The sequence below is a fragment of the Colwellia sp. BRX10-9 genome (assembly GCF_014077405.1).
Lineage (GTDB): Bacteria > Pseudomonadota > Gammaproteobacteria > Enterobacterales > Alteromonadaceae > Colwellia_A.
The window spans coordinates 70,305-85,624 of sequence record NZ_JACGVV010000006.1; the positions used below are offsets into that span (position 1 = coordinate 70,305).

The 15,320-nt window shown below is 38.6% G+C and carries 11 protein-coding genes; 4 read left to right on the plus strand and 7 right to left on the minus strand.

The window, feature by feature from the left end; all coding sequences use genetic code 11:
* The first annotated feature begins 30 nt into the window (after positions 1-30).
* Positions 31-1,491: a ribosome biogenesis GTPase Der gene (gene der / locus H4J69_RS05515; protein WP_182176297.1), complete on the plus strand. Its 1,461-nt coding sequence runs from the start codon at positions 31-33 to the stop codon at positions 1,489-1,491.
* Between the two features lie 107 nt (positions 1,492-1,598).
* Entirely contained in the window at positions 1,599-2,282 is a 684-nt protein-coding gene (locus H4J69_RS05520; RefSeq protein WP_182213275.1) for a PilZ domain-containing protein, read from the plus strand.
* Here H4J69_RS05520 and xseA read toward each other — a convergent pair.
* Positions 2,279-3,622: an exodeoxyribonuclease VII large subunit gene (gene xseA / locus H4J69_RS05525; protein WP_182244246.1), complete on the minus strand. Its 1,344-nt coding sequence runs from the start codon at positions 3,620-3,622 to the stop codon at positions 2,279-2,281. The genes H4J69_RS05520 and xseA overlap by 4 nt on opposite strands.
* Before the next feature lie 440 nt (positions 3,623-4,062).
* Between xseA and guaB the strand changes: the two genes are divergently transcribed.
* Complete coding sequence (gene guaB, locus H4J69_RS05530; RefSeq protein WP_182213278.1) at positions 4,063-5,535, plus strand: IMP dehydrogenase; 1,473 nt, start codon at positions 4,063-4,065, stop codon at positions 5,533-5,535.
* Between the two features lie 363 nt (positions 5,536-5,898).
* Entirely contained in the window at positions 5,899-7,476 is a 1,578-nt protein-coding gene (gene guaA, locus H4J69_RS05535) for a glutamine-hydrolyzing GMP synthase (protein ID WP_182221150.1), read from the plus strand.
* A 196-nt stretch (positions 7,477-7,672) separates the two neighbouring features.
* Here guaA and H4J69_RS05540 read toward each other — a convergent pair whose 3' ends face one another.
* From H4J69_RS05540 to tkt, 6 genes are all read right to left on the minus strand, one after another.
* Positions 7,673-8,458 carry a YdiY family protein gene (locus H4J69_RS05540; RefSeq protein ID WP_182244245.1) on the minus strand — a complete coding sequence of 262 codons (786 nt, stop codon included), beginning with the start codon at positions 8,456-8,458 and terminating at the stop codon, positions 7,673-7,675.
* The gene (locus tag H4J69_RS05545) at positions 8,448-9,278 is read right to left on the minus strand and encodes a mechanosensitive ion channel family protein (protein ID WP_182213283.1); all 831 of its coding nucleotides are present in this window, start codon (positions 9,276-9,278) and stop codon (positions 8,448-8,450) included. The genes H4J69_RS05540 and H4J69_RS05545 overlap by 11 nt, the downstream gene beginning before the upstream one ends.
* Positions 9,279-9,421: 143 nt before the next feature.
* Positions 9,422-10,486 (minus strand): class II fructose-bisphosphate aldolase, encoded by a 1,065-nt coding sequence (fba, locus tag H4J69_RS05550; protein ID WP_070374794.1) that lies wholly within the window; start codon positions 10,484-10,486, stop codon positions 9,422-9,424.
* Between the two features lie 394 nt (positions 10,487-10,880).
* The gene (locus tag H4J69_RS05555) at positions 10,881-12,059 is read right to left on the minus strand and encodes a phosphoglycerate kinase (RefSeq protein WP_182244244.1); all 1,179 of its coding nucleotides are present in this window, start codon (positions 12,057-12,059) and stop codon (positions 10,881-10,883) included.
* Positions 12,060-12,111: 52 nt separating this feature from the next.
* Positions 12,112-13,137, minus strand: a complete 1,026-nt coding sequence (gene epd / locus H4J69_RS05560; protein ID WP_182213568.1) for an erythrose-4-phosphate dehydrogenase — start codon at positions 13,135-13,137, stop codon at positions 12,112-12,114.
* A 114-nt stretch (positions 13,138-13,251) separates the two neighbouring features.
* The gene (gene tkt / locus H4J69_RS05565) at positions 13,252-15,240 is read right to left on the minus strand and encodes a transketolase (protein WP_182221148.1); all 1,989 of its coding nucleotides are present in this window, start codon (positions 15,238-15,240) and stop codon (positions 13,252-13,254) included.
* Positions 15,241-15,320: the final 80 nt, after the last annotated feature.

Genomic DNA, 15,320 nt, shown 5'->3' on the forward strand with positions numbered 1-15,320 from the left:
TACTCTACAAATGAATTTATAGAGGTAAACATGCTTCCAGTTGTTGCACTTGTCGGACGTCCTAATGTTGGCAAATCGACGTTATTTAACCGATTAACCCGAAGCCGAGATGCTCTCGTAGCAGATTATCCTGGCTTAACGCGTGACCGTCAATATGGTCAAGCGAAAGTAGAAGATCACCCATTTATTGTTATTGATACCGGCGGTATTAATGGTAATGAACAAGGTATTGACGCATTAATGGCCGAACAGTCATTAATGGCGATAGCAGAAGCCGATGCTGTTTTATTTATGGTTGATGCTCGTGATGGTTTAACATCAGCGGATATCGGTATCGCTGACTACCTTCGTAAACAAAATAAGAAAATATTTTTGGTTGCGAATAAAGTTGATGGTATTGATGCTGATTCTGCCGTTGCTGAATTTTATGAATTATCACTGGGTGATACCGTTCATAAAATTGCCGCCGCGCATGGTCGTGGTGTTACACAATTATTAACACTGGCATTAACACCTCATATAGAAGCACTTGGTGAAGCACGTGAAAATGATGAGTTTGATGGTGCACAAGAATTCTCAGCTAAAACTGATGAAGAAAAAATTGCCGAAGCACCGTTTGAAAATGATAAAATCAAACTTGCTATCATTGGTAAACCTAATGTGGGTAAGTCAACACTGACTAACCGTATCTTAGGTGAAGACCGCGTTGTTGTTTTTGATGCGCCAGGTACCACTCGCGATAGTGTCTATATCCCGATGGAACATGATGGCCGTGAATATACATTAATTGATACTGCAGGTATTCGTCGTCGTAAAAACGTGACTGATGTTGTAGAAAAGTATTCTGTTATTAAAACACTACGTGCCATAGAAGATGCCAATGTTTGTTTGTTAATTATTGATGCTCGTGAAGGTATTACCGATCAAGATTTAAGTTTACTGGGCTTTATTTTAGAAGCAGGTCGTTCTTTGGTACTTGCGGTTAATAAATGGGATGGTTTAGAAGAGCATGTTAAAGATCGTATTAAAACCGAATTAGATCGTCGTTTAGGTTTTATTGATTTTGCACGTATCCACTTTATCTCTGCTTTACACGGTACCGGTGTTGGCCATTTATATGAGTCAGTTGAAGAAGCTTTCATTTCAGCAACTAAACGTATATCTACCTCAATGGTTACCAAAATATTAGATATGGCCACGTTTGATCATCAACCACCGATGAGTCAAGGACGTCGCATTAAGCTTAAATATGCGCATGCCGGTGGTTATAATCCACCTATCATTGTTATTCATGGTAATTTAGCCAAAAAGCTTCCTGTTTCATATAAACGCTATTTAATGAATTATTACCGTAAATCATTAAAAATAATGGGTACGCCGATTAGAATTGAGTTTAGAGAAACAAGTAACCCGTTTGCTGGCAAGAAAAAGTTAACTTATACCGAGCAAAAGAAAATGGCCAGAGCTACTGAAGGTTATAAGAAAGACTAAAAACTTACGTTTTTTTTGATAATAATTTAACATTACTGAAGCCAATCATTTGATTGGCTTTTTGCTAAGTGCTACATTTAAAATACTTATTCTTAAATGTTAACATTATGGCAGCCACTCCTAAAAAAATTGCATTGGTTAACCGCTTAGACAGAAACCTTGGCTTATTGCAGTCAGGCTCAACGATTACTATCGATATAGCCACACCAGCCGGACAAAAAGCAAAGTTTCGTAGCACCTTCATTGGCTACCTCCCCAAGCATTATGTTTTAGTGCAATTTCCTGATGCAAATAAATTAGGGAATTTTTCCCAATATATTACCCAAGGTGCTGGTATTACGGTGCGAGGTTTAATTGAAGGGCATGAGGGCGCGGTGGTTGCTTTTATCAGTAATGTTAAACAAACCTTACAAATACCTTCGAGATTAATTGTCCTTGATTTTCCACGTTCTGTTAGCTTACAAAGCTTACGTTCAGCGATGCGCATTGATACCGATATTGTTGCTAAGATAAATATTGCTAAAGAATATTGGCAAGCGACCATTATAGATATTTCTGTTAATGGCTGCCAAGTATTGATCACTAACGGCGAGTCGTTAGTGATGGAAAAAAATAAATCTGTCGAATTAATTGTCGAAGACTTTCAAGGATTAGGAAATTTAAAGTTTTCTGCAGAAACCTGTAGCTACAAATCACAAGCTAATGGCCTTTGTATCGGTTTAAAGTTTGAAGAAAAAAGTAAAGCATCAGTGATAAAGTTACTTCAGCATGCCGTTATTGCTGAAAATTAAATCTTATCAATAACTTGGCTTAAAATACGACCATCACTGACTTGAATAGATATTTCATCGCCAATACTCACTTGATCTTTTGTGCGAACAATTTGCTGATGACTATTTCGACTGACACTATAACCACGGGCAATAGTCGCTAGCGGACTGACAATATGGAGCTGCTCAATAATGCTAACAAAGTGCTCAGATTTATTTTTTACGCTAACGTCTAATGCCCGTTGTAATCTGTCATCTAAATGGCGCAAGGTACTTTGATGTTGAATGATCACTTTTGTTGGATCTACATGTTGTAAATCTCGTACTAACTTTTCGGGTTTTTGTTTGAAGCGTGCCAATTCACGCTTTATTGCTTTATCTAAACGAATATTCAATTCATCTGATTTTTGTTGATGCTGCTGAAGTTTTCTTTCTGGATGAACTTGCGTTAAGCGATGATTAAGGTTTTGTAGGTATGAGTTTTCTTGTTTTACTTTTTGAGTAAATAACTGCTGAGCCCGTTTTGATAATTCTTGTAGGCGACTTTGTAATTCACTATTGTCTTGTGAAACCAGTTCTGCCGCTGCTGAAGGTGTTGGCGCTCTTAAATCAGCAACGAGATCACTTAATGTTGTGTCTATCTCATGACCAACAGCGCTGATAATTGGAATGCGACTATGAAAAATAGCATTGACTACATCTTCTTCATTAAAGCTCCATAAGTCTTCTAGAGAGCCTCCTCCACGACCAACAATTAATACTTGGCATTCTTCACGTTGATTAGCGATATCGATGGCATGAACAATGTCATTCTTAGCATGCTCGCCTTGCACAAGTGCAGGGTATATAACGATAGTAATTGCTGGATTACGTCTTTGCAAAACAGATATAATATCTTTAACTGCAGCACCCGTTGGCGAGGTAACTATGCCAACCGTGTTAATATTTTTAGGAATGGCTTGCTTGAACTGCTGAGCAAACAAACCTTGTGCATTGAGCTTACTTTTTAATTGCTCAAATTGTTGTCGCAATAAACCTTCACCCGCATCCTCCATCATTTCAATAATTAATTGAAAATCACCTCGTGGCTCATACAAAGAAACCTTGGCGCGTACTAACACCTGTTGGCCGTTGCGAGGCGTTGAACCATCCGCTAACCTTACTCGTCGATTGTTGCCCTTAAACATTGCGCAACGCACTTGCGATTTACTGTCTTTGAGTGACAAATACCAATGACCCGAGCTAGCAGCAATGAAATTTGAGATTTCACCACACAACCATACGGTATTAAGTTCACTTTCTAGCATGAACTTAACTTTTCTCGTCAGTTCACTTATCTGTAAAATGTGCTGCGTAGCCATAAAATACTTACTTTATCTAATGTTAAGGCGATTTGAGTCGATATATCCGCTCTGCTTAAATATACGAGTTTCAGCAAACCTAAGCGAATCATAATCTAAGCACATATTTTTGTTAAAGGTTATTCCCTTAAATAAAATGTAACGACGCGTATTACTTGTTCCGATTCCCCGAAAGGGGCTTATGAACACTTTATTTTACGTTATTGATTTCAATAATAGAATAACTATTATTTTCAATCAATATCTTGCTTAAAGGCGTTTATAATTCCCTTTGGATCTTACCTATTAAAGTGGAACCAGTAAATTATATATTCCTTTAAACTCCCCAGAGATAATTATTTCAGTTTATCGTTAAATTTAAGTTGTTCTTAAACCACAAAACGGTTAAAATTCTGCCGCAATATTCACTCCCTAACCAACCTTTTTAGAGAGATGTTGCGATGCTAAGAATTGCCCAAGAAGCACTAACTTTTGATGATGTATTACTTGTACCTGCTCATTCAGAAGTACTCCCACATACGGCCGATTTAAAAACTAAATTAACCCGTAAAATTAATTTAAATATACCTATGGTATCTGCATCTATGGATACAGTTACTGAAGCACCTTTAGCTATTACACTAGCGCAAGAAGGTGGTTTAGGTTTTATTCATAAAAACATGACCATCGCTGAGCAAGCGGCTAACGTATTAAAAGTTAAAAAATACGAAAGTGGTATTGTTTCCGATCCCGTGACCGTCAATGCTAACTTTACTATTGAAGAAGTCATGCATAAAGCTGATGATCTTGGCTTTTCAGGTTTCCCTGTTGTTGATGAAAATGGCAATCTTACCGGTATAATTACTGGCCGTGATTTACGCTTTGAAACAGACTTAACTAAGCCTGTCTCAGCGTTAATGACGACTAAAGAAAAATTAGTCACGGTTAAAGAAGGTGCCGCGCGTGAAGAAATACTTGGCTTAATGCACAGTAACCGTATTGAGAAAATTTTAGTGGTTGATGATGCCTTTAAATTAGTGGGTTTGATCACCGCTAAAGATTATCAAAAAGCTGAAAGTAAACCTAATGCTTGTAAAGATAAATTAGGTCGTTTACGAGTGGGCGCCGCTGTAGGTGTTGGCGCGGGTACTGATGAACGTATTGACGCGTTAGTTGCCGCAGGTGTTGACGTCTTATTAATTGATACTTCACATGGTCATTCCCAAGGTGTTCTTGATCGAGTAAAAGAAACCCGTCAAAAATATCCTGACTTACAAATTGTTGCTGGCAATGTGGCGACAGGGGCTGGTGCAAAAGCATTAGCCGATGTTGGCGTAGATGCGGTTAAAGTGGGTATAGGCCCAGGTTCAATATGTACTACGCGTATTGTAACTGGCGTTGGAGTACCACAATTAACGGCTATCTCAAATGCAGTAGAAGCGCTTAAAGGTACTGGCATTCCTGTTATTGCCGATGGTGGTATTCGATTCTCTGGTGATATTGCTAAAGCACTGGTTGCTGGCGCTCATTGTGTGATGGTTGGTAGTATGTTTGCTGGAACCGAAGAAGCACCTGGCGAAGTAGAACTTTATCAAGGTCGCTATTACAAATCATATCGCGGTATGGGCTCTTTAGGCGCAATGAGCCAGAAAGAAGGTTCAAGTGATCGTTATTTCCAAAAATCTGATGGCGAAGCTGACAAGTTGGTACCGGAAGGTATTGAAGGTCGTGTCGCTTATAAAGGACCTGTTTCTGCAATTATCCACCAGCAGATGGGCGGATTACGCTCATCAATGGGTTTAACCGGCAGTAAAGATATTGAGACCATGCGAACTAAACCCGAGTTTATGAAAATTACCTCGGCAGGTATGGGTGAGTCGCATGTCCATGACGTAACCATCACCAAAGAAGCACCAAACTATCGTATGGGGTAGTAATATCGGTTGAGTTATTTAACTCTATTTCTGCGTTGCAAGTGCTCATTGACTATCGTCAACTCCGCGCTATCGCCTTGAACTAGAGCTAAAATACTCTCAACTTGATGCACTGAAAATATTCTTAGTTACTTTTAGGTAACTGGAAAACAAAAGATTCTACAGGCTGAGTTATCAATAAATAACTCAGCCTGTTCATTTTATAAATCCGCCCTAAATGAATGAGCTTTAGGCAAGGCTGTTGAGTAATTAAACAAATGACTTATCTTATTATAAATAAGGTTTTATAAATTATTTTGTTTCATTACGAATACAACGCAGTATAAAGTTTAGACATAACGAGCGTTAAAGTAGGAAAACAACATGAGTAAAGACATTCATGATCACCGAATACTAATTTTAGATTTTGGTTCACAATATACTCAGCTAATTGCTCGTCGCGTACGTGAAATAGGTGTTTATTGTGAACTTTGGTCTTGGGATGTAACCGAAGAGCAAATTAAAGGTTTTAACCCGACAGGTATCATTCTAGCTGGCGGCCCTGAGTCGGTCACTGCAGAAAATTCACCTCGTGCACCTGAATATGTTTATAACGCTGGCGTTCCTGTTCTAGGTATTTGCTATGGCATGCAAACAATGGCTGAACAACTTGGTGGTGGTGTTGAAAGTTCAACGCACAAAGAGTTTGGTTATGCCGCGGTTGAACTTATTGCTAAATCTGCGTTATTCAACAATGTTGAAGACAGTATTGGTACTAACGGTAATGCTTTACTAGATGTCTGGATGAGCCACGGCGACAAAGTGTCAGCTATACCAACAGGCTTTGTTACGGTTGCACAAACAGCAAGTTGTGCTTATGCAGCAATGGCAAACGAAGAAAAGCAATTCTATGGTGTGCAGTTTCACCCTGAAGTGACCCACACTAAACAAGGTTTACGCATTTTAGAAAACTTTGTTGTTGAAATTTGCCAGTGTGAAAAATTATGGACTTCATCATCAATCATTGATGATGCTATTGCAAAAATGAAAGCTCAAGTCGGCGACGACGAAGTTATCTTAGGTCTTTCAGGCGGTGTTGATTCATCAGTAGTTGCTATGTTATTACATCGAGCGATTGGCGATAAATTGACCTGTGTATTTGTTGATAATGGTTTACTTCGTTTAGATGAAGGCCAGCAAGTCATGGATATGTTTGGTGATCACTTTGGTTTAAATATTATAAAAATTGAAGCTGAAGATAGATTTTTAGACCGCTTAGCGGGTGAAAGTGAGCCAGAAGCAAAACGTAAAATTATTGGTAATGTTTTTATTGATGTTTTCGAAGAAGAGTCGAATAAGTTAGATAATGCCAAATGGTTAGCACAGGGCACTATTTATCCTGACGTCATTGAATCTGCGGCCTCAGCGACCGGTAAAGCGCATGTTATTAAATCACATCATAATGTTGGCGGCTTACCTGATTACATGAAACTAGGCTTAGTTGAACCATTACGTGAGTTATTTAAAGATGAAGTACGTAAAATAGGTTTAGAGCTTGGCTTACCGTACGATATGCTTTACCGTCATCCGTTTCCTGGCCCTGGGTTGGGTGTACGTATTTTAGGTGAAGTTAAAAAGGAATATGCTGATTTATTACGTCGTGCCGATGCTATTTTCATTGAAGAATTACACAAGCATGATTTATACACTAAAGTAAGCCAAGCGTTTACCGTATTTTTACCGGTAAAATCAGTAGGAGTTATGGGCGATGCCCGTAAATATGATTGGGTTGTATCATTACGTTGTGTTGAAACCATCGACTTTATGACAGCACGTTGGTCACATTTGCCTTATGATTTCTTAGGTTTAGTGTCTAATCGGATCATTAACGAAATTGATGGTATTTCACGTGTCGTTTATGATATTTCAGGTAAACCACCCGCGACGATTGAGTGGGAATAAACAGCACTTTTATTACTTATAAATAATAATGGCCTTAGCATTTAAATGTTAGGGCTTTTTTTTATTATTTTTTTATAGATGGCTCTAATAAGTAAAAATAAAGTAGGTGATGATGAGAGATGTTAGGGATGAAAAGGAAATATATTTAGCCTTCAAAAGAGTTGAAGGCTAAATAAAGCATCTTAGTTTAGGTCAACTAGAAGCTATAAACGAGCGTTAACGCCGTTTGAGTATTGGTGTTTTCTTTGCCTTCTTCAACATCAGTATTATAATCAATCTTAAAACTAACTTTTAATTGTAACGTTGAAATAAGCTTAGTAGTTATTGAGCTTTCTGCTTGATAATTACTGTTTTCACCACTTTTAGTCGCATACTTAGCAACAAATCGCTGCTTAAATTTAACATGTTCGTTTAAATTACGTGTATACAAAGCTTGTGCTTGTATAATGAAAGCAGACTTGTTTTTAGTATACTCATTACCATTTTCATCTTCTAAACGTACAACGTCTTTTTTATAACCGGGTCCGATATCAGCATCAAATGTGCCTGTTTTACTTTCAAACCAACGACGACCCCAACCAGCAGAGATAGAGCTTTGAGTCTCAAATCCGCCAAAACGATTATCGTCGTGAGATACATTAGCGTATACGTAGTTAGTTTTTTTAGCGCCAATGGTATAGTTAGTTTGACCGACTATTTTCCATTGCTGATCTGTTGTTTGAGATTGTTGAACACCCTCTTCATCTTCAATCTCTGCTTTACTTGCAAGCAAGTCAAAGCGAACAGTACTTCGCCATAAACCTAATTCATGATCTAAATCGAAGCCAGCTTTTATATCTGTGCTTTTATTGTCACCCGTTTTAAATAGTGCGCCTAATTCAGCAGACATACTTAATGGATCTTTTGGAGCGACTGCTTCTTCGGCAAAAGCATTAAGTGATAAGCTGCTACATAAAGCAACCATTGCTAATTTATTGTTCATTTTTGGTCTCTTGATTAACATGTACAGAAAGTTGTGGAAAAGGTATTTCGATACCAGCTTTGTCTAATTCTATTTTAATCGCTTCTAGCAAATCAAAATGCACAGGCCAATAGTCTGCTGTTTTTACCCATGGACGAACGACAAAATTCACTGAACTATCAGCTAAGGCACTAACACCAACAGTAATAGCTTGGTCTTTTAATACTAAATCATGATTACTCACAACATCTTTTAGTATTTGCTTTGTTTGTTTTAAATCTGCGCTATAACCAACACCAATGACTAAATCTATTCTTCTGGTTGCTTTAGCTGAATAATTTGTAATGGTGCCACTTGTAATGCCACCATTAGGAATAATAACTGTTTTGTTATCACCGGTTCTTAACTGTGTTGAAAATACATGAACCTCTTCAACAATACCTGCGGTACCTGAAATCTCAACAAAATCACCAGCTTTAAAAGGCTTTAATGAAATTAACAAAATACCTGAGGCAAAGTTTGATAATGAACCTTGTAATGCTAAGCCTATTGCAAGACCTGCAGCACCAACAATGGCCACTAATGAGGTGGTATTAAAACCTAAGTGAGAAATCGCAGCAATAAAGGCAACCATCACAACTAAGCCATAAATTAAGCTAGCGATAAAAGAAGTTACGGTATTATCGAATTTTTTGTGAGTAAGGATTTTTTTTGTTGCAGAACTGATCAGTTTTGCGACAAATTTACCAATCACAAAGATAGCGATTGCGATGATAAATTTTATTAGATTTTCTTGTAACATAGCCTGGTTTTCAACTAACCAATTAGTAACATTGTCCATTTTTTGTACTCCGTTTAAAAATAGTCGAGTATTATAGTGAATTTGACAACATATTTCTAATAATATTACATTTTTCTAATAATATAACGAAAAATTTACAAAAAAAGGAGCCGAAGCTCCTTAATCTTAATGGCTAGCTGATGTTATTTTATAATAGCGTTCAGTTTGCCAGCATCATATAAATCAAACATAGTATCTAATGAAATGGGTTTGATTTTATCTGCATTACCTGATGCGCCAAATGAATCATAGCGAGCTATACAAATTTCAGTCATGGCTTTAGTGGTTTCAGCTAAAAATTTACGTGGATCAAATTCGCTTGGGTTGTGTGCTAAGAAGCGACGAGTTGCCCCCGTTGATGCTAAACGTAAATCAGTATCAATATTAATTTTACGAACACCATTTTTAATGCCTTCTTGAATTTGCTCTACTGGCACGCCGTAAGTTTCAGGAATATTACCACCATATTCATTGATGATAGCAAGCCACTCTTGTGGCACTGATGATGAACCGTGCATAACTAAATGGGTATTTGGGATACGGTTATGTATCGCTTTAATACGGTCAATCGCTAAGATGTCACCTGTTGGTGGACGCGTAAATTTGTAAGCGCCATGAGAAGTTCCACAAGCAATCGCTAAAGCATCAACTTGAGTTTTCTTAACAAAGTCAGCGGCTTCTTCTGGATCAGTTAACATTTGTTCTTTTGTTAATATCCCTACTGCACCAATACCGTCTTCTTCACCCGCTTCACCTGTCTCTAATGAACCAAGACAACCTAATTCACCTTCAACAGAAACACCACAAGCATGTGCCATTTCAACGGTTCTGCGTGTTACATCAACGTTGTATTCATAGCTTGAAGGGGTTTTACCATCAGACATTAAAGAACCATCCATCATAACTGATGAAAAACCCATTTGAATTGAACGCTGACAAACACTCGGCGAAGTGCCGTGATCTTGATGCATTACCACGGGAATATGAGGGAATTCTTCAATTGCTGCAAGAATTAAATGACGAAGAAAAGGAGCGCCAGCATACTTACGAGCACCTGCAGAGCCTTGTAAAATAACCGGGCTATTGGTTTTGTCTGCAGCGATCATTATTGCTCTAACTTGCTCTAAGTTGTTAACGTTAAAAGCGGGAATACCGTATCCGTATTCTGCAGCGTGATCTAACATTTGGCGCATAGAAATTAAAGCCATTGAATTACTCCTAAGTGTTTAAGATGTCATATATTATTTGCCCAATCTCAAAAAAAACAAGTTTCATTGTGAAATTTAAGCTTTCGTAACGTAAGTATATCAGATAAGAAATTGACATGGCAAAAGAAAAAATAATGCCATTAATGGTTTTTATCTGTTTATTTATAACGGTTTTAAATAATGTTCTATAATTACTATCAAGAAGGTCGATAAACTCGATTTATAGCGAATATTTGTGCTTTTGTTTTGTAAGTTTACAACGAAAGAGTGAAATGTAATGAAAGCGCCGTTGATGGTTTTTATGAAGTTTTTTAGAAATAATAAAGAAAGCTAAAAAAAACCGCCTTTTATAAAATAAAGAGCGGTTTGACGTTGATGATTTAATTAACGTGTTTTACGTTTTAGCGCGTTCTTCTAAGATAGCGACAGCGGGTAACACTTTCCCTTCTAAAAATTCTAAGAAAGCACCACCACCGGTTGAAATATAGGAGATTTTATCGGCTATATCATATTTATCAACAGCAGCTAAGGTATCGCCACCACCAGCAATTGAAAAGGCTGAGCTTTCGGCAATTGCTTTTGCAATAGTTTCTGTACCACTACCGAATTGATCAAATTCAAAAACGCCAACAGGTCCATTCCAAACAATAGTGCCAGCATTTTTAATTATTTCTACGAGTGCCTGCGCTGAATCTGGTCCGATATCAAAAATCATATCTTCATCGCTAACATCGTTAACTGACTTTAACGTTGCGACAGCCGTTTCTGAAAACTCTGTACCAGTAATAACATCTGTTGGCACTGGAATATCGCCATCATTTGCTCTTGCCTGCTGCGTTAAACGGTTAGCTTCATCAAGTAAATCGGCTTCGTATAATGATTTACCCACATTATGTCCGCTTGCTGCTATAAAAGTATTTGCAATGCCGCCGCCAACCACTAATTGGTCAACAATTTTCGCTAATGACTCTAACACGGTTAATTTTGTAGAAACTTTAGAACCACCAACGATCGCCACTAATGGGCGTGCAGGATTGTCTAGTGCTTTACCAAGTGCTGCTAATTCACCGGACAATAGTGGACCCGCACAAGCAATAGGTGCAAACTTTGCTACGCCGTGTGTACTAGATTGCGCGCGGTGCGCAGTACCAAAGGCATCCATGACAAATACATCACATAATGCAGCTAATTTTTTTGATAAAATATCATCATTATTTTTTTCGCCGACATTAAAGCGAATGTTTTCAAAAACAACTAATTCACCTACTTTTGCATCAACGCCATCTAAGTAATCTTTTGCTAGATGCACGGGGACATTTAATGCGGCAGCTAAATAGTCAACGACAGGTTTTAATGAAAATTCTTCGTTGTACTCACCTTCAGTTGGACGACCAAGGTGAGACATTATCATCACTTTTGCGCCCGCTTCTAAAGCAAGTTTAAGGGTAGGTAAAGCCGCTCTTAATCGAGCATCAGAGGTTATTTTTCCGTCTTTAAGAGGTACATTGAGATCTTCTCGGATCAAAACTCTTTGATTGGCTAGCGCCAAGTCGGTCATTTTAATTACTGACATTTGCTGTTTCCTATTCGATAAATTTTAAAGTTATGGGTGTTTTTTACTGTTATTATTTTTTAAGCTGAATATCTTTTGCCATGGTTTTTGCCGTATCTATCATACGATTTGCAAAGCCCCACTCGTTATCGCACCAGACTAGCATTTTCACTAAACGCTTGTGGCTAACACGCGTTTGGTTGCCGTCAACAATACAAGAATGTGGGTCATGATTAAAATCTACAGAAACCAGTGGTTCTTCTGTGTAGCCTAAAATTCCTTGTAGTCCATTATTTTGTGCACGAATAATGGCTTGGTTAATCGCGTTAATATCAACATCTGTCGACAAGGTTAGGCTTAAATCCATCGCGGTAACATTAATCGTTGGTACTCGCACGGCAATCGCTTCGAAGCGTCCAGCAAATTTAGGCAGTATTCTTTCAATACCTGCTGCTAACTTGGTGTCAACCGGGATGATAGATTGGCTTGCTGCTCTACTAAGACGAAGATCTGGATGGTAAGCGTCGATAACTTGTTGATCATGCATAGAGGAATGGATAGTGGTAATACTGCCACTTTCAACGCCAAAAGCTTCATCAATGACTTTTATGACAGGTACAACGCAATTCGTGGTGCATGAGCCGTTCGAGACTATTTTATCTTTTTCACTGAGTTGCTGATGATTAATACCATAAATAATGGTGGCATCAACGTCTTGTTCACCAGGATAAGAGTAAAGTACTTTACTGGCTCCTTGGCTCAAGTGAATATTTCCATCGTGTTGATTGGCAAATTTACCGGTGCAATCAAGAACGATATCTATGTTATGTTTTTTCCATGGCATGTCTTCGAGGGACTTTTCATGGCTAAGTTGTATGACATCGCCAGCGATAACTAATTGATTGTCAGCTAACTCAACTGAAAAAGGGAAACGACCATGGGTGGTGTCATATTTTAATAAATGCGCAATACCTTTAGGCTCGGCAAGCTCATTAATTGCGACAAGCTTTAAATATTGGTTATCAGCATTCTCATAGAGGGCACGAGCAACACTTCGACCAATTCGGCCAAAGCCATTAATAGCAATGTTTACAGACATAAGTTTATCGGCATAGGTTGATGGTATTAATTTAGGGTGTTGATAAAAGTCAAAGTCCTTCAAACGAGTATACATTTCGCTTGAAGGCTTTAACTTATAGGCTTTAGTTAATGACTAAAGCTGGTTTACAGTCTTAACAACATTTGCCACGGTGAAACCAAAATGTTCAAGTAACACGTTACCTGGTGCAGATTCACCAAAAGTTGTCATACCGACAACAGCGCCAGAAAAACCAACATACTTGTACCAAAAATCAGTGTGAGCAGCTTCGATAGCGACACGTTTTATCACAGATGAAGGTAAAACTGATTCTTTGTATTCGCTTGATTGTACATCAAAAGTATTGGTTGACGGCATAGAAACTACGCGTACTTTTTTACCATCAGCGGTTAATTGTTTTGCAGAATCAAGGGCTAATGATACTTCAGAACCCGTTGCAATGAGTATAACGTCAGCAGTACCCTCACAGTCTTGCAATACATAAGCGCCTTTGGCGATGTTTGTTACTTGTGAACTGTTACGCGCTACTGCCGGTAAACCTTGGCGAGAAAATATTAATGACGTAGGGCCATTTTTACGTTCAATCGCTGATTTCCAAGCAACAACAGATTCTGTTGCATCACATGGGCGCCAAGTATCCATATTCGGGGTAGTACGTAAATTCGTTAACTGTTCGATTGGCTGATGTGTTGGACCATCTTCACCTTGACCAATAGAATCGTGAGTGTAAACAAATATATTTTGAATACCCATTAAAGCCGACATACGAACTGCGTTACGCGCATACTCCATAAACATCATGAACGTTGCACCGTAATTAATGAAACCACCGTGCAATGAAACGCCATTCATAATGCCGCTCATACCAAATTCACGTACGCCGTAATAAATGTAGTTACCGGCAGCATCTTTTTCAATACCTTTAGAGCCTGACCATAACGTTAAGTTAGAACCCGCTAAATCAGCAGAACCACCCAATAACTCAGGTAATATAGCGCCAAAAGCTTCAATAGTATTTTGTGAGGCTTTACGCGAAGCAATATTTTCGCCTTTATCTTGGCAAGCTTGCACTAAGGCATTGGCTTTTTCTTCGAAATCGCTCGGTAAATCACCTTTAATAACTCGACGCTCGTATTCGGCAGCAAGTGCTGGGTGAGCTTGTTGGTATGCTGAAAATTGGTCATTCCAAGAAACTTGGCTCGATTGGCCTTTTTCTTTTTGATCCCATTCAGCATAAACATCGCTTGGAATTTCAAAAGGGGCATGTGGCCAGTTTAACGCTTTACGTGTCGCTGCAATCTCATCATCACCTAATGGTGCGCCATGACAATCATGTGTGCCTTCTTTATTCGGTGAACCAAAACCAATAATTGTTTTACAACAAATCATTGATGGTTTATCCGTTACTGCTTTAGCTGCAGTAATTGCCGCCGCTATAGCTGCTGAGTCGTGACCGTCAACGCTTATTACGTGCCAGCCATAAGCTTCAAAACGAGCAGGTGTGTCATCTGTAAACCAACCTTCAACTTTACCATCAATTGAAATACCGTTGTCATCCCAAAAAGCGACTAATTTACCTAATCCTAAAGTGCCGGCTAATGAACATACTTCGTGAGAAATACCTTCCATCAAACAACCATCACCTAAGAAACAATAAGTAAAGTGATCAACGATGTCGTGACCTGGACGGTTAAATTGTGCAGCAAGTGTTCTTTCAGCAATGGCCATACCAACTGCATTAGAAATACCAGCACCTAATGGTCCTGTCGTTGTTTCTACACCTGGGGTGTAACCGTATTCTGGGTGGCCTGGTGTTTTAGAATGTAATTGACGGAAATTCTTTAATTCTTCAATCGGTAATTCATAACCGGTTAAATGTAATAAAGAATATATAAGCATTGAGCCATGACCGTTCGACAAAACAAAACGATCGCGGTCGGTCCAATTTGGATCTGTTGGATTATGTTTTAGAAAATCGCGCCATAGTACTTCGGCAATATCTGCCATGCCCATTGGGGCTCCAGGGTGTCCGGATTTCGCTTTCTGTACGGCATCCATACTTAAAGCTCTAATTGCATTGGCCAGTTCTTGACGAGACGGCATATTGACTCCAAATCTTTATTATATTTATACTTAAAATGAACTAAGTATATGAGGGGTGAAAGTGCCACCATTTTCACCTA